Here is a 16,787-nt window from a genome sequence, read left to right as displayed (position 1 = left end):
CCCTCTTTTAATTTTGAAAATCTATTTGTCATTTCCTGGAGCAGAAATAACCATTTTCATTTTACCAGTGAAAGTGAATTTTTTCATCTGATTAGGAATGATCAGATTTGTACCCTTTTTTAATTGGTATGAATCAGATTCAGTTTCTAGCTGACCAGATCCATCAATTACAGTTACTAGCAGATACGGGTGTTCATTTAAGCCCGTTCTCCACTCACCATTTAAATCAATTTGCCATAGATAAAAATGTGGTGATACAGGTGGAGCAACCAAGGTCGTAATTTGTGCATCTTGATCTTGTTCAATCTTGCCGTTAAGCTTAGGATCAACGTGAGGAACGGTAGTAACATCGATAGATTTCTCAGTATGTAAATCTCTCTTTTGTCCAGTCTTGTCATCGATTCGATCATAGTCATATAAGCGATACGTAACATCACTTGACTGTTGCGTTTCAATTACCATTATTCCTTTAGTTAAGGCATGAATTGTACCTGCCGGAACGTAGAAGAAGTCACCTGCTTTAACTGGAACTTTCCGCAAAAGCTTATCCCATTGGCCTTTGTTAATCATATCAGCCAATTCTGCACGTGTTTTTGCAGTATGACCATAGATTAAATAAGAACCAGGATCAGCTTGTAATACGTACCAACTTTCAGTTTTTCCACGATCATTTTCTACTTTTTCAGCATAATCATCATCTGGATGAACTTGGACAGACAAATCATCATTAGCATCAAGAAACTTCACTAATAGTGGAAATTCCTTACTTTTCGGATTACCAAAAAGCTCAGGGTTTTCTTGATAAATCGAACGCAAGCTCTTACCTTTTAATTCGCCGTTTGTTGCCGTTGAGGCATCTTCCTTATAACCTGAAATAACCCATGCTTCTCCGACTTTTCCATCAGGAATATCGTAGTTAAAGATTGTTTCTAGCTTACGGCCACCCCATATTTTTGATCTAAAATACGGAGTTAAAAAGATCGGTTCCATTCCCTATCACCTCATATATAAGTTTAAACTTTTACACATTAAAATTAAAACAAATTTTCAAATATGAAAACAAGTTGTTGTTACAATAATAATATTTTTTTATAAATCGTTAATTCAAAAATACAGCCTAATTTTAAAAAATAAAAAAGAAATCCTATCGCAACAAGCTAGATAATTGATAAGTAATATTTTGCAGTAACTTTATATTGTTTTTCTTTATATGTTTTTATTAAGCAAATTTGTGTGCTATTTGAAATAACCAGTATAAAAACCTATCATACTATAATTTTAAAGCAATCCATAAGCAATTTTTACTAGATGTGGTTAATTACTAATCATGGATTGCATCACTTATATGTTATAAAGTAAGTCTTGTTTTTTCAATAACAAATTAACATTTGTTTATAAAAAGTTGCAGACTATAGTTCTTTTAGATTGTTTAAGCCACTTACAAAATTGAGTAAAACGGAAGCTGCCAAGCAAATAACAGCTACGATAAAAATCAAATGTACTTCACAATTAACTAAGACTCCACTTACTAAAGACATGATTGGTCCTATTATTCTAGTTAAAGATGTAGAAACTGCTGTAATTGTTCCTTTATATTGAGTTGGCGTTTTTGCTTGAATAATCGTAAAGAAATTTGCTTGAGACCATACACTACCAAACGAAACAAGTGCGTAACCACCAGTTACCATTATAAAGGACTTGGTATTAAGCATAATTGCAAAACCTAATGCAATTAACAGACCAATCATAACTAGTTGAAATCCTATTTTGAACTTTTTATTTAAATGTAAATAAGCAAAATTTCCAATGATGCTTGCAACCGCTGAGACCGTAAAGAAAATACTGACCATATTTACACTTAAGTTCATAGCTTGCTTTAATACGAAAGTTAACATTGGTATAACTGCTTGAAAACCGATATTAGCAACTAAAAAGCTGACTATTAACCACTTTATTGTATGTTGTGAGAACAGGAATTTTATACCGTCTTTTGTACCTTTTTTGAAAGAGCTCTGAGCGGTTGCATTTTTCTCTTCATGCAGTGGTTGGTAGTTTCTGATTACTAAAGCAAGGTAGCCGAAGCTAAGTGAATCAAGTAAGAATCCACCCATATAGTTAAGCAAATCAATAATAATTGCAGAAATCCCTGGACCAAACGTTTTTTGAATAGATGAAATTAATCCAACTTTACCTGAAACGCTTGATAATTCTTCTGTATCGACAGATTCGGCAATAAATATCTGATAACCTGTCCATGAGATTAGATCAAAGCTGCCAAGCAAAAAGACAATAAGAAGTATTAAATAAATTGAGACATTATTGGCAGTCAAAATTGGAACACAAAGTATTAGCAACATTTGCATCACTAGTGAAATAAGCATAATTCTTTTTCTTGAATAAATATCGTAAATAGGTCCTATAATCAAGCCGAACAAGGCAGTAGGAAGATATTCAACTGCTGTTAGCAGTCCCATGATAATTGAAGAATGTGTTTTAGACAGCATTAGCAATGGAATTGCAAAAATGTAAAATTGATCACCCATTCCTGAAATTGCATATCCCAATAAAAGCTTAGATTCTTCTTTTAGTTTTTTCATCCCTACAATGCTCTTTCTAGCTAAAAATCAAAGTAAATAAAAAGCTCTTAACCATAAAAATAGCTAAAAGCTTTGATTTAAATACAAATATCCTATTATTTTCCTTTTTGAAAAATAGTCACACGTTTAACACTTTAAAAGTAAAATTACTTATTTTATAGGTACTTAGCTATTAATAATATTTTTAGATTTTTTCTGCTACTTTAACTATAGCACTAATTAGACTGTTACTATTAACTGCATTAATGAAGTTAGTAAATAACAAGAGGCCTATATTGAATACCGGCATCGTAAAAAATAACGAGACAGAATTAACATGAGTGATACAACTAAATACATATTTAAAATCTAGATAAACACAAATAATCTAAAAAGATATATTAGAAAATCAATCAGATGGATAAGTTTTTACTATTAGTAACTTTCTTGGTTGATTTAACTTTCTATACTCACTATATTCTCCTCTTCTACAATATATGGTATAATGTTAACAGGTTAAACTACTCTATATGGTAGATGCGTTATACTGTCAAATTTTGTTGAAAGATAGATTATTCTCGTGAACAAATCTTGATTTGACATATAATGGACTATATCCTGTGCCCACATGATAATTCATAAAGATGAAGTTTTTGTAATGTTAGTAACTGGTAGCAGCTAGAGATAAAAATATAACAATAACAAAATTATAAGTTGTAAAGGTATTTTATAATTCTCTTAACTTTGCAAGAATCTAATCATTCTAATCAACAAAGTAATTATAGATATTAAATATACCAAAAGCCTAAGAAGCATTATTCAGAATAATAACCCAAATAAAAATTATGCGTAGCAAAGTAATAGAAAACCAATAGCTCTATCAAATTTAACATTATCTAATAAGTAATGAGGGAGAAAATAAATGGATGACAATTTTATTAAATCTTTAGAAGAACTAGCAAATCAAGCTGAAAAGGCTCAAACTGAATTAAGCAAAATGAATGGTACTCACACATATAATTTAAATGAGATCTTTCCTCCATCATTTATGAAGGCACATACTGCTTTCAATTCCTTTAATTCATTTTTAGAAGAATGTGGTATAACAAATCAAAGGCAATTTGATGCATATCCACATGATAAGCTTGATGAAAAAGTTAAAGAAAAGACTTCTTTTTCAAGTTACGAAGATATGTTTAATACAGCTCTAAAGGCCTATATTTCAAACCGGACTGGTATTGACATCAGTTGATTAGTTTCATTGGAAATTATTCTAACTAAACCTACCTTCATCCTTTTTAAGCTAACCAGTTAGAAATTCTTACTTTTGCAAGTTTTTTAGTGTGCATCGCTAGTTCTGTTAACAGTTATAACGTTTGTAAGTATAGGACAGCTAGCTAAACAAATCATTATATCCAACAATAACTATTTTTACGTCAGCATCAAATATATAGTTATTGTTCCGTTATGTTTATTGCACTAAGTTAATAATAATTATATTGGGGAAAAATGGCGGATAACAATCGTAAATATAGAAGAGACCATGCTATAGAAGGCTTGGTGCCAGAAAAAACTAAAATGGAAAAAGACCGAATAAAAAAAGCAGTACATTCAGACACTAGCATATCTGTAAGAAAGCACCTTATTATTGGTGAAATACCAGAAAAGCCTAAATTAGAAGAAGCCAATCAGAAAGGTGAAAAAAATAGTAAAAAAACGATGATTAAAAAAGTCCCGAAAGTAAAGTAACTTTCGGGACTTTTTATGACAAAATTATTTAAAGAGCAAGAAATTAACTTTTCTAAATAATCTAAAATCTCTGCTTCTTATTTCATTTTATTGACTGTCATGGTTTATAAATCTAACTTAAACCTCATCATAATCGGCTATTAGGTTAAGTAAGCCTCTTATACTAATTATTCCTTAATTCGACTTCTGAAACATGCTTCAATTAATTATCTTTAGTTATTCTAACTCTAAAAATAATCATTATGAATCCTTGACTCAAATTCACATGGATATGTGATTCTTTGCATGGCATACCATTTATAGGACTTTTATCCTTAAAATAAGCACAATTAACAACATATTGATAACATGGCTGATTACATTTTTCCTCAGCAGGTTGTAGATTAACTGAATAATTACTATCAGAGCCTCCAGAATAACTTTCGCCATAACCGTATGCAATAGGTTTATGATCAAGACTATACAGATAGACTAAAGTCATGTGTGTTTTATCTATTGCTGTCCAGGGCTCACCTGGAGCTACCCCAGTATTACCTTTACCAGTTGTTAACTTTCTCAGAATCCAATAAATACTTCGTATTATTTTTTCACCCAAAACAGAAGTTATGAATATAATAACAACTATAGTCAAGATTAATGCCAAAAAATTTATAACATCACTATCTAAAAGATGGTTTAGTTTGTACTTCTGCCTAATGCAGTTCAGCAGGCTTTTAAATACGAGATAAATAAAAAAGTCAGGTATTGAACATAAAAGTGATGAAAAAGTAATGTGTGCTGTTTTTTCCCCATCAGTAGACGAAGTGACATCTAACTTTTCTAGAATCCAATAATTAATATAACCTAAACCTCCAGCAGCTAAAAATGCTGTTATTACTTGGTTTATATCTTTCAACTTAAGCACCCATTCATAACCTTGAATTAATTCCGTTAAAATAAATAATCCGTAATTATTATTTTATACTTTACTCAAAAAAGCTCAAACTAAAACCTGTCAGATTGTTCTGACAGGTTTTTTGAGTAATAATTCACAACTAGTTTCATTATTACTTTATTATATTAGTTTTTACTTTTTAAATCTTTCAATCGTGATTCTTCTATTTCATTCCTTAATTCAGTTTCATACTCTTCTCTTTGCACTTTATCCCAACCGTAGTAATCAGCCATATGGTTGACAACACCAGTTTTAACTTCATTCAACGTATCACTCTTGAATAAAATGTGGTAAGTGCGACGTAAAAGATAATCGACAGGTGTCAGTGTCATTTCTTCAGCTAACGAATAGTCAAGTGCGGCAGTTTCACCCAGACTTAATCCATCTGCTGGTTTAATTGTACGAGCATAATCATATATTTGTTCAGCTTCAGAACCAAATAAATTGGCGATTTCTGTCGCATCTGCTTTTGAAAGACCAGCTTCTTCACCCTCTTTAGCAATACGGGCAAGTTCTTCTTCAGCATTGTCAGAGTCAAAGTCGCCACCTGCAACCTTAATTTCGGCTGAATCTTGTAAGGTAAAGTTCTTTGAAAACTTATCGTGTAGTTTTTCCAGAATCTTTTCCATTGCTCCATTTGCCATAATACGGTAATCGGTCAGCTTACCACCAGCTAAAGTGATTAATCCATCTTCTGCTTCAGTTAATGAACTACCACGTGACACAGCTGATGGTGCCGAAGTACTGTCAGAAACACTGGCACCTGTTGCGGCATCAGCTGCTTCGTTTCCTTCAACTTCTACTTCAATTAATGGACGAACACCAGCCCAACTAGCTTCTACATCATCTATAGTTAAATGAGCAGAAGGATATTTCTTATTTATAATACTTAATAAGTAGTCAACATCGCCTTGCTCAACTGTTGGATGAGCATAGTCACCTCTAAAGTCGGTGTCTGTAGTCCCAAAGTAGGTCTTGCCTTCCCGAGGAATAGTAAAAATCATCCGACCGTCATCAGTACCCGAACCGAAATAAGTTGGTTGTGGTACTGTCAGACGTGATTGATCAACAACAAGGTGTACACCTTTAGTAGGACGTAAGCGTGGTTTCTTGTAAACTTCTTTATCTGATTGTCTTACCAAATCAGACCATGGTCCAGAAGTATTAATAATTACATCCGCATGAATTTCAAAATCTTCACCAGTTAAATTGTCATGAACACGCACGCCGTTTGCTTGCTTTTGGTCATCATGCAAAATTTCAACACATTTTAGTCGACTAACAGCCAAACAACCTAACTCGTGTGCCTTTTTAACGTTTTCTAGTACCAGACGTGAATCATTATTTTGATAATCTAAATAAACCCCTGCTCCTAAAAGATTTTTACTATTTAACTGTGGCTCACGTTTTAAGGTTTCTTCCTTATCCATCGTATAATTAGCGTATTTGGTCAAAGGAGAATCTCCTTCAATGCCAGCTAGATGATCATAAAGATCCATTGCAACTTTGACAGAAAACATAGTAAAGGCTGCACCAGGTTCGTCATAAATAGGTAAAATCATTGGATCTGGTTGAGTCATATGTGGAGCAATATGTTGAATAACTGCACGTTCCTTAACTGTGTCGGAAACTACCTGAACGTCAAAAGTTTTAAGATAGCGAATACCACCATGAACTAATCTAGTCGAGCGTGATGAGGTACCACTACCAAAGTCTTGCATATCAATCAAGCCAGTTTTCATTTTAGCTGCACTAGCTTGCAAAGCCACACCTGCTCCTGTAATACCACCACCGATTACTAGCAAATCTAGTTTCTCGTTTTTTAAACGTTCAATTTCTTCTTCTCTTGTTTTAATTGAAAATGCCATGATTTATTCTCTTTCTTTGTAAAAAACACTACTTACTTCTTTAGGTATGGTTTGTATGAAAAGCTTTGAGCTGCCTTAACCGCTGATTTCCAGCCTTCGTAAAGGTGTTCTCTTTCCTCATCACTCATTTGGGGTTCAAAGGTCTTACCTACTTTTTGAATTTTCTTAATTTCATCAAGACCACTCCAGAAGTTGATTGCTAAGCCTGCCAGAAAAGCTGCGCCAAGTGCTGTAGTTTCAAGGTTAGCTTCACGCTCTATCTCAGTTCCTAAGATATCTGCTTGGAATTGCATCAAATAGTCATTGTTTGCTGCTCCACCGTCGACCTTCAACTTAGGAATATCAATCTTTGTATCCTCATGCATCGTATCAATTACATCGCGACTTTCATACGCTAAGGACTGCAAAGTGGCTTTAGTAAAATCATTCTTGGTAGTACCGCGAGTTAAGCCAAAGACAGCCCCGCGCACATTAGAATCCCAGTATGGAGCACCTAATCCAGTAAATGCTGGAACAACGAAAACTTCGTTATTATCCTTTGAATTTTTAGCAGCCTCTTCTGACTGAGAAGCATCATCAATAATTTCCATCTGATCACGTAGCCATTGAATTGCAGAACCTGCAACATAAATACTACCTTCTAAAGCGTAATTTACTTTGCCATTTATTCCGTAAGCTACAGTAGTTAACAAGTTATTAGAAGAAAACTTTGGCTTTTCACCAGTGTTCATAACTGTGAAAGCACCAGTACCATAAGTATTTTTAACCATGCCTGGTTCAAAAGCTAGTTGACCAAACAAAGCTGCTTGCTGGTCACCGGCCATTCCAGCTATTGGCACTTCACTACCATAAAAATGGTATTCCGCTGTAGTACCATAGACTTCAGAATTAGACCGAATTTCAGGTAGTAATTGTCTTGGAATGTTCAACAGCTTAAGAATTTCATCGTCCCAATCAAGTTGAGTAATGTTAAAGAGCATTGTCCGGCTGGCATTCGTATAATCTGTCACATGAACTTTACCACCTGTTAATTTCCAAACCAGCCAAGTGTCAATGGTGCCAAATAATAATTCGCCCTTTTCAGCCCGCTCTTGAGCACCAGGAACATGATCAAGAATCCAGCGTATTTTAGTTGCTGAAAAGTATGCATCAGGTATTAAGCCAGTTTTCTCATGAATCATGTCGGAATAGCCATCGGCAATTAACTTGTCAGCTATATCTGAAGTTTGCCGTGATTGCCAAACTATTGCATGATGAATCGGTAATCCGGTTTTTTTATCCCAAATTACTGTCGTTTCACGCTGATTGGTAATACCGATACCAGCAATTTGATTAGGTTTGATTCCCGAATTAATAAACGAATTGGCAATTGTAGATAAGACAGAATTCCAAATTTCATTGGCATCATGTTCTACCCAGCCAGGTTTAGGGAAATATTGATTAAATTCTTTGCGTGAGTCAATTACTTTTTTACCATCATGGTCAAAGATAATTGATCGAGTACTTGTAGTACCTTCGTCAATCGCTAAAATATATTTTTCAGCCATTTATACTTTTTCTCCTTTTTAGTCACAAAACTAATTTAGTAATGGTAACCGTTTTTACAGATTTAATTTTACCCTCGCTTTTTAGAAAGCGCTAACATATAATGATAATAACTTATTAGGTAAAATTATAAGCAAAAGGATAAAACGTGATGAAATACAGTTTATTAGCATACAAGTACTTTATTGATGTAGTTGAAACTCAAGGATTTACTCCTGCTGCAAAAAGAAATTTTGTCTCTCAAACAGCGATCAGCAATGCGATTAAAAATTTAGAAGATGAGTTAGGTGTCCAACTAATTGACCGCTCAACTTCACACTTTAAGGTAACCGTGGCAGGAAATAACCTATACAACTGTGCAGTACCTGTTTTAAAAAATTACTACGAATTCAATGAAAAAATCAGTCAATTAAACAATTCATTTCAAATTTTGAGAATACACTACTTACATGGCTTTGATTATTGGACTGTAAAATTAGCTGACTCTTTGACCAAAAATAACCCTAGTCTAAAAGTACAACTGGATACTGAAAATTTTTCAACAAGTATACCTAAGCTTGATACTGGCGACTATGACGTACTGATTGGCTTTTCTACTGCTGTCAGTAAAATTAAAAATATCCATGTTAGAAAAGTTGGTACTGCTAGTTTTGGCATTTTATTGAATCAAAATTCTTTCGATTCAAATGGGAGACTTAAGAAAAACATACTAAAAAAACACCCCCTTTTTTTACAAAGATGGAGTGCTACTGATAATAATGATGTACAAACAAAAATCAAAAATACTCTGGAAAAAATGCATATTAGTTATGAAGAAATTGATTATTTAGATAGTTTTGACTCTGCATTATCAAATGTTGTGTTAAATCAAGGTATGGCAATCTATCCAGAGGAACTATCATTACCCAAGATTTATGATAGCCGTGTTACTTTTTTACCTGAGCTACCGAAATTAAAATATGATGTTGTTGCAATATATAAGAACCCAACACTTACGAACATTTTAGATGGTTTGCTTCATTAATCAGCTTTTACCTGCTTTCTAAGCGATAATTAACTATTCCCACTTCAATAGCCTATTATTTTCTATTTCCACTAGTTAAGTGGTGTTGTAATCCTGATACGCACACCAACATCTGCATCTTCTTAAGTTATTGAACCAGCTATATCAATTCATTAGTTACACAGTATTTAAGCCTGCATTCTTAGAATCTTATAATTTTTATGCACTTCAATGTCATACAAATTAGTGGAAACATAAATTTCCATGCTCACAACAGATTGACCAATATTCAGTAGTTTGACCAAATTAGAAACCATACAACCTTAACAGATTATTCCAGTTTTTAACATCTTTAAATTTTTCTTTTATTTCAGATAAGAGTTGTTTTTTATCATACTTTTACCTCCCTTACTTTTTCTGAACAGTAAATAATTTATTTATTTCACATAAGTGTGAATATAAAATCATAGTAAAGAAGCAGTTGAGCCATCCCCTATAACATATTCAATTATATATTTAAGTGCAAATATAATAGTATTAAATAATTAACTTAAAAATGGATTTCTCTTAATTGAAGTTAATGACAAAGCTGGATTAGGAACTATATACTAATGGAAGGATTCTCAGTGTAGCATACTTGAATCATTACCGAGTCTTTTCATACCGCGGCAGGTATATTCCAAAAGAATGTTTGAAGATTGTTAAAAATTGATGGATACTGAGTTCTATGAAGATGATAACAATAGAGAGCAGTTTGTCCAAGTATATATCATGCAACAACACTTTAGAATTGGAGGAATTTAACTTTTTCTTAATTATGTGATTGGCAAAATAATAAACATTAACTATAATAATGTCATCGCATATTATATCATCTAACTTCAGAAGAATTCATAGTAACTTTTTATTCATTTGAATTAATTTATGAATACTCTACGAATCAATTCAGTACTTTCAATAAAATGAGTGTCTTTATTAAAGAAGAGGTGACTTTATTTTTTAGCATTTTTGTAAATGTTATATCCTCTCTTCAGTGACGCTATATTTGCAGCATTTATCAACAGAATATATTTTTTAACGAGGATTAAAATGAAAATCAATTCTATAAAAATCAACAAATTTAGAGGCTTCGAAGAAACAACTATACATCTAGGTTCCAGACTCACTTGTATTTCTGGCAGAAATGGTACTGGAAAATCTCAAATATTGGCTTTGTTAGGAAATTGTGGTGAGCTTCCATCAAAAAGTTATAAAACATTACAAAACAAACAATTTAGAGCTGACTGGGGACAGATAGTTCAAGGTGATCTTAACTATGATCTGCTAAGTCCACAAAAAAATGCTCTGTCTATATTCTTTTCTGACCTACCAGGTAATACAGAAGAAAAAGATTCTGACAAATATACAGAAGAGCTGTCTTTTAGGGTCTTTTGGCAATCAAAAAAAATTCCAGTTAGTGAAGTTAAAAGTAGAATAAATAATCTTCCTGATAAACAAAAAAAACTAAAAGTAATTAAAAATGCTAATGAAAAAATTAAAACATCTAAAAAAATAGACAAAATTAACTTTCCCAGCAGGTTCAGAATTGTGCCAGAAAAAAGTACTGAAAGAAATTCAGAGGCTAAATTAGTGTGGCCAACTTACTATCTCGGTCTTAGTAGATTATATCCCATAGGAGAAGCTACTAAAGTTGAAGTGATGAAAAACACTCAATTGAATAGTGAGTATCTTGACTTTTTCCAAGATGCATATAAAGAAATTTTTTCATCCCAAGAGCAAATTAAAGGTTTAGATAATACAAAAATTCAGAATATAAATAGAAAAGACGGCCTAGGAATAGAAAGTACAGATTACGGTGCACTAGGAAATTCAAGCGGACAAGATAATTTGAATCAAATTTTATCCTGCTTAGCATCATTCCGAAATTTAAAATCTGAAATGAAAGACAAATATTTCGGTGGTTTATTACTAATAGATGAGCTTGATGCAACTTTACACCCTTCCGCCCAAAATAATCTTATAGACTTTTTATATAAACAGGCTAAAGAGCTTAACATTCAAATTGTCTTTACCACTCATTCATTAACTCTAATTAATCATTTTATTAACTTATGTAAAAAACGTAATGACAACAGTTACCAGCTATGTTATTTAAGAAAACTAGGAAAAAAGGTTAAAAATAAGGAAAATCCCAAATTCGATTGGATAAAGAATGAGCTTACTTTAACTGCAACTGGTCAACATCATAGAAACAAAATTGTAATATTTACAGAAGATGACACAGCAAATTGGTTTTTGAAAAAGATTATTGAAGAATATGACCTGTCTACAATGGCTTTAAATTATCTTGATATTTCAATAGGTTGGCAGCAATTGATTCACTTAGTTTCTAGTGACTTTGGTTATTTTTCAAATAGTATTATTATTTTGGATCCAGATGTTTCCAAAGAATCAGGACAAAAAGAACTTAGGAAAAATAGTTCACTTTTTACTTATAACCCTGATGAAAATCAAAATGACATATCGCTCAAAAGTATTTTAAGTTTTCCAACCCTTCCAAATATAGAATATTCTTATTTTGAAGGTATTATATGGGAATACTTTTCTAATTTAGAACCTGAAGATCCGTTTTATTTTCTTGAGGATATAGAAAAAATGCCTTTTTCCAAAGATACGCTGATTAATAATGCACCGAATAAATACTCTCGCGGTAATGAAGAGGATAAAACAAAAGCATGGTTTAAAGATAATAAATCTATAATCGACAAATTAATGCCACAATTTATAAGAGCATATTCTTCGACATTTGATACGTTTGTTAGAAAACTAGTTAAAAAATATAATGTAATAATTGGTGAGAATTATCCCCAAAATGTTCCAATTAAGTTTAGGTCGCTAAAATAATTTTTAAGAACTGGCCAAAACAATTTTTTTGCTATATACTTCTCATTGAGGAGGCGAAAACATATGCCCAAGACTGAATCTCCATTTAGATATCCTGGTGGAAAAACTCAATTATACGACTTTGTTGCAGCTTTAATTCAAGTTAATCAGCCTGTTCAAACATATATAGAGCCATTTGCTGGTGGAGCAGGAATACCGTTGAAGCTTATCAAAAACAATATAGTAGACAATATTTGGATTAATGATTTTGATCCATCTATTTATTCAGTTTGGTATCACATATTAAATTCACCTGATCAATTGATTTTAAAATTAAAGGAATTACCATTCTCATACAAAAATAGAATAAATGATATAGATTTATTAATAAGCTTTTGGAAAAGGCAAAAAGATATTTATCTTACTGAAAAAGACAATCCCATCTCTTTTAATGGAGCATTTGCTACTTTATTCTTAAATAGAACCACTCGTAGCGGAATTATCAATAGTGGACCAATCGGAGGTTTTCATCAAAAAGGTCGCACAAAGCTTTATGACCGGCTTAACATAGATACCCTAGTTAAAAAAATTGAATTTATCTCATCAAATAAAAATCGTATTAAACTCACCAATCTTGATGCTCTCAACTTACTTAATAACATCAAGGAATATAAAGATAATTCTTTTATATTCCTTGATCCACCATATTATAACCAAGGAAAAAATTTATATTTTTCTTCTCTAAATAATGATGGACATGAGCAATTGTCCAAAGAGATAATTGCTCTAACAGATTATAAATGGATACTGACATATGATAATACTAAACCTATATTAGATTTCTACGCTCCCATTAATCAAAAGTATTTATACTCATTAAAATATACTGCAAACAACCAAAATAGAGGTAAGAGACAAGAACTTTTCTTTTCAAGCCCTCAAATAAGACTAGTGTTTTCAGAAGATAAATATAATTTTAAAAAAATATAAAACAAAAGTCTGAAAAACTATTCTTAAGTTCTATAAAATAGAGGGACATTATGTAAATCTTAAAATTATGATACTTTATTAGCTACTAACTGAGGACTGCCTTCCGATATTCAATCGGAGTTAAGCCTTTTAGTTTTATATTAATTCTTTTCTGATTGTATTACTCAATGTAGTCTTTGCCAGACCGTTAAGGTTTTTAAACTGCTTTTCGGACCCGTAAGACATTTCCCGTTTGAGTATCCCCAAGAGCCTTTCATTAATCCATCATCAAGTCAATTACCCTTACGTGACACGTTAATTGGCTAATGCCATGATTTCTGAGTCAATCTCGTTTGCCTAAGATTAGGACTACGAGAAACATTATAGGAAATAATCTCTTTGATCACCCATTAATGATTGGTGAGATACGTATGTCTTTTGCTCATTGAACTTAAACTTAACTATATATGAATAGCGTTTATGATTGGGATAAATTGCGCTTAACTAGTTATGCTTATCTATCCTTGATTATCGCGATAACTGTTATACTTGCGCCGGCGCTTACTGACAAATAGAAAATAGTTTCAACTTGTTCAATAGGCACTATAACTTTTTATAGTTGACTAATAATCCATGACATCTTAATTCCTAGATAATACTTTGATAACCGTAGCAGTGCTTGTGTTCTTTATTTTTATCGATATTTCTTGGCTGTTCTGATCTTTGTCCTTCTTCTTTAAAGTCTCGTAGTAATTACTACGAGATAGATGCGGCAGATTTAGCTTAGCATTAATGGAATCCAGAATAAAAGTTGCACTGACTTTAAGCCCACGTCTTAGGTGAGACTGCCTAAGCTATTTCCAGGTTTGCGTTTGTTGGTCGAACAACAGACCAACAAACGCAATTTTTTACAAATTCGTTCTCGGTGGTTAGCTTTAAGTCCTGCTGGCGTAAGCATACGATTTCTTGTTTGAACAATTTTCTCTTTTAGTCATGGGACGGTCGTCCTCTCTACTCGTTAACGATATTATAGCCATTTTTATGATATTTCTGTATCCAATTGTATAATATGCCACGATTTTTTAAGTCCAAATAATAATATATTCGATTGACATACTCATGTTCAACTAATGATTCGCCTAAGGGCTTGCTCCCTAAAATCACTTTTATAAGTAGTGAAAGGCTGTTCTAAAAAGCTAGACCATGACAGTCAATCAAAGTCAATAAATAACTATATCAGCCCTTCTAACCAGATAGAGCCGACTGAGTTCAGTCGCACTAACTTCATAAAAATAACCCAAAAATTTGTACTAAATTTTTGGGGCACTTCATATAAACATTATTACTATATTTATTTTTATAGCATAGATATTATGCTGACATATATAAACAAATACATGCTACTAACATTCATTAATGCAGGCGTACATCTTCGGCAAAATTAGAGTATCAGCGTGTGAATATAACATAGACTATACTTTTATATAACCTAATCTTGAGATTACGATATATACAAAACAATTAACTATGATTCAAATAAGATTAACAAAAAAGTAAATCTTCAACATGTGTGATTAAAGCCGACCAAAATTAGCAGATATTTTAAATCTTTATGAGTCTGCAATAACAAAAGACATTCATTGACAAATTTGATGCGCTAGCCACTTCCAATGCAGTAGCATGATAATCAGAAAATACTTAGACAAGCTTGATCTTTATTAGCTTCTACTATTACGGTTTAAAACATACATATGTTTTATTATTGCTCAAAGGGGTTGACTTATGTTCAGTTTCTAAAAAGTTAGATCACTAAAATACAAGACATATGTCTATACGAGCTAAAAGCTAAGACTGATAACCGTATTGAAGAAATACTAGATACCTTATAAATAAAAAATGAACTAAACAGTACTCAAGATAAGTACCGTTTAGTCCATTTTTAGTCCACCCATGTATCATAATACTGTAATATCAACATTTATAGCATAGATTCTATGGAGATGAGGGGAATTGAACCCCTGTCCAAACGCATTCCGTCACTGACATCTACAATCATAGTTATATTACTTGAATTTCACTAATCCAAAACGCCATATAACAGGGCTAGAATGGACTAGCTAACCTGAAATGACTCTTTTTAACTATTCAGATGAGGTAGTTAAACGTAACTCACTAAGTTGATACTTTTTACCAGACGTGAGTAATCCGATAAAAAGCAACACATGCGCTTAAATTAAGCAGCTAATGCGTAAGAATTTTCTTTATTTGCAGTTATAAAACTGATGACGTTGTTAACGCAGACGTGACCTACGGATCGCAGTCAATGCGAATCTACGCCTGTCGAATCCCAAAACATCCCCAAATAGGATAGAAATAGTATAGCATAAATTACACTAACTTACTATCCGGTAGCTTCTGAGTTACAACAGAAAACTTTACAAAACAAATTTATTAAATGCCTGTTCAATTCCATTTTCATCATTTGAAGCAGTTACATAATCTGCATGTTCTTTTGCTGCAGCAGAACCGTTTTCCATTACTACTGAAGTTCCAGCCACTTTAAACATTGGAATATCATTGCGTTCATCCCCTATAGCCATCACTTCAGCAGTTTCTAATCCTAGTTCTTTTTTCAAAAATTCTAGTGCTACTCCCTTGTTAACATCTGGATGCATTATTTCTAAAAAGTTAGCTGCTGCGCGCACCACGTAATTTTCTTTTCCAAATGTTTTTACAACATCAGCTTCAACTTGATCAAGCTTATCTTTTTCATCACCAAAAACAGCCTTAATTACTTGATCATCTTTAGGTAATTCATCAGGCTTTCTGATTAAGACACCAGCACTGTTTTCCCATGCCTGGACAACAGTAATTCGATTAACATTTAAATTACTTGTAATGATTGCACTATTCTCATCAACAATATTGTAATCCACGCCATGTTCTTTCGAATATTGGTCAATCTTTTCATAAGTTGCATGATCAATTCCAGATTTTTGTAAAGTCTTACCTGTCACCGTCTCAATAACAGCACCATTAAAAGTAACAACATATTGATTATCCTGAACTATTCCTAGCTCATTCAAAAAATGCTTCACACCAGCTAATGGTCGTCCAGAGCATAACACAACCTTAATATCACGCTCTACTGCTTTTTTTATTGCTTCAATAGTAGATTGAAGTAACCTTCCCTGACTATTTAATAATGTGTCATCAACATCAATCGCAACTAATTTAATCATTTATTTTTCCTTTACTAT

11 protein-coding genes, 1 other RNA gene and 1 pseudogene are annotated in these 16,787 nt (G+C 32.6%); 5 read left to right on the top strand and 8 right to left on the bottom strand.

The annotated features are described in order from the left end of the window. Positions 1-21 precede the first annotated feature (21 nt). Both manA and CRG87_RS01320 read right to left on the bottom strand, forming a co-directional pair. Positions 22-990, bottom strand: coding sequence for a mannose-6-phosphate isomerase, class I (manA, locus tag CRG87_RS01325; RefSeq protein ID WP_074425507.1), 969 nt, complete (start codon positions 988-990; stop codon positions 22-24). A 419-nt stretch (positions 991-1,409) separates the two neighbouring features. Further along, a complete protein-coding gene (locus CRG87_RS01320; RefSeq protein ID WP_074425508.1) occupies positions 1,410-2,597 on the bottom strand; it encodes an MFS transporter in 1,188 nt (395 codons plus the stop codon). Between the two features lie 901 nt (positions 2,598-3,498). Between CRG87_RS01320 and CRG87_RS01315 the strand changes: the two genes are divergently transcribed. Together CRG87_RS01315 and CRG87_RS01310 are read left to right on the top strand one after the other, a co-directional pair. Continuing rightward, entirely contained in the window at positions 3,499-3,828 is a 330-nt protein-coding gene (locus CRG87_RS01315; protein ID WP_074425509.1) for a hypothetical protein, read from the top strand. Between the two features lie 257 nt (positions 3,829-4,085). Next, positions 4,086-4,325 (top strand): hypothetical protein, encoded by a 240-nt coding sequence (locus CRG87_RS01310; RefSeq protein ID WP_074425510.1) that lies wholly within the window; start codon positions 4,086-4,088, stop codon positions 4,323-4,325. A gap of 202 nt (positions 4,326-4,527) precedes the next feature. Here CRG87_RS01310 and CRG87_RS01305 read toward each other — a convergent pair whose 3' ends face one another. The 3 genes from CRG87_RS01305 to glpK form a co-directional block, all read right to left on the bottom strand. Further along, positions 4,528-5,220 carry a hypothetical protein gene (locus CRG87_RS01305; RefSeq protein ID WP_101138662.1) on the bottom strand — a complete coding sequence of 231 codons (693 nt, stop codon included), beginning with the start codon at positions 5,218-5,220 and terminating at the stop codon, positions 4,528-4,530. Positions 5,221-5,384: 164 nt separating this feature from the next. After that, positions 5,385-7,127, bottom strand: coding sequence for an FAD-dependent oxidoreductase (locus tag CRG87_RS01300; RefSeq protein ID WP_074425512.1), 1,743 nt, complete (start codon positions 7,125-7,127; stop codon positions 5,385-5,387). Between the two features lie 32 nt (positions 7,128-7,159). Then, a complete protein-coding gene (gene glpK / locus CRG87_RS01295; RefSeq protein WP_074425513.1) occupies positions 7,160-8,674 on the bottom strand; it encodes a glycerol kinase GlpK in 1,515 nt (504 codons plus the stop codon). 149 nt (positions 8,675-8,823) lie between these two features. On the opposite strand from glpK, the gene CRG87_RS01290 reads away from it, so the two are divergent. The 3 genes from CRG87_RS01290 to CRG87_RS01280 all read left to right on the top strand — a co-directional run bounded on the left by CRG87_RS01290 (position 8,824) and on the right by CRG87_RS01280 (position 13,548). Continuing rightward, on the top strand, positions 8,824-9,696 hold the full coding sequence (locus CRG87_RS01290; RefSeq protein WP_074425514.1) for a LysR family transcriptional regulator: 873 nt from the start codon (positions 8,824-8,826) through the stop codon (positions 9,694-9,696). Positions 9,697-10,764: 1,068 nt separating this feature from the next. Then, entirely contained in the window at positions 10,765-12,579 is a 1,815-nt protein-coding gene (locus tag CRG87_RS01285; protein ID WP_165775956.1) for an ATP-dependent nuclease, read from the top strand. A gap of 63 nt (positions 12,580-12,642) precedes the next feature. Continuing rightward, positions 12,643-13,548, top strand: coding sequence for a DNA adenine methylase (locus CRG87_RS01280; RefSeq protein ID WP_074425516.1), 906 nt, complete (start codon positions 12,643-12,645; stop codon positions 13,546-13,548). An 85-nt stretch (positions 13,549-13,633) separates the two neighbouring features. On the opposite strand, the pseudogene CRG87_RS08235 reads toward CRG87_RS01280, so the two are convergent. The 3 genes and pseudogenes from CRG87_RS08235 to CRG87_RS01270 form a co-directional block, all read right to left on the bottom strand. After that, a pseudogene (locus CRG87_RS08235) lies at positions 13,634-13,702 on the bottom strand (IS3 family transposase); the annotation flags it as partial. Between the two features lie 1,817 nt (positions 13,703-15,519). Continuing rightward, positions 15,520-15,887: a transfer-messenger RNA gene (gene ssrA, locus CRG87_RS01275) on the bottom strand. Positions 15,888-15,962: 75 nt separating this feature from the next. Further along, positions 15,963-16,769 (bottom strand): Cof-type HAD-IIB family hydrolase, encoded by an 807-nt coding sequence (locus CRG87_RS01270; RefSeq protein ID WP_074425517.1) that lies wholly within the window; start codon positions 16,767-16,769, stop codon positions 15,963-15,965. Positions 16,770-16,787: the final 18 nt, after the last annotated feature.

It is taken from the genome of Lactobacillus apis, assembly GCF_002837055.1.
Classification (GTDB): domain Bacteria; phylum Bacillota; class Bacilli; order Lactobacillales; family Lactobacillaceae; genus Lactobacillus; species Lactobacillus apis.
The sequence above is the reverse complement of the archived record's forward strand: the minus strand, read 5'-3'. Positions and strand labels throughout refer to the sequence as shown.

What these genes read in the sequence shown, in the direction of transcription:
- manA (WP_074425507.1), bottom strand. Translation starts at nt 990, where the DNA reads ATGGAACCGATCTTTTTAACTCCGTATTTTAGATCAAAAATATGGGGT.
- CRG87_RS01320 (WP_074425508.1), bottom strand. Translation starts at nt 2,597, where the DNA reads ATGAAAAAACTAAAAGAAGAATCTAAGCTTTTATTGGGATATGCAATT.
- CRG87_RS01315 (WP_074425509.1), top strand. Translation starts at nt 3,499, where the DNA reads ATGGATGACAATTTTATTAAATCTTTAGAAGAACTAGCAAATCAAGCT.
- CRG87_RS01310 (WP_074425510.1), top strand. Translation starts at nt 4,086, where the DNA reads ATGGCGGATAACAATCGTAAATATAGAAGAGACCATGCTATAGAAGGC.
- CRG87_RS01300 (WP_074425512.1), bottom strand. Translation starts at nt 7,127, where the DNA reads ATGGCATTTTCAATTAAAACAAGAGAAGAAGAAATTGAACGTTTAAAA.
- glpK (WP_074425513.1), bottom strand. Translation starts at nt 8,674, where the DNA reads ATGGCTGAAAAATATATTTTAGCGATTGACGAAGGTACTACAAGTACT.
- CRG87_RS01290 (WP_074425514.1), top strand. Translation starts at nt 8,824, where the DNA reads ATGAAATACAGTTTATTAGCATACAAGTACTTTATTGATGTAGTTGAA.
- CRG87_RS01285 (WP_165775956.1), top strand. Translation starts at nt 10,765, where the DNA reads ATGAAAATCAATTCTATAAAAATCAACAAATTTAGAGGCTTCGAAGAA.
- CRG87_RS01280 (WP_074425516.1), top strand. Translation starts at nt 12,643, where the DNA reads ATGCCCAAGACTGAATCTCCATTTAGATATCCTGGTGGAAAAACTCAA.
- CRG87_RS01270 (WP_074425517.1), bottom strand. Translation starts at nt 16,769, where the DNA reads ATGATTAAATTAGTTGCGATTGATGTTGATGACACATTATTAAATAGT.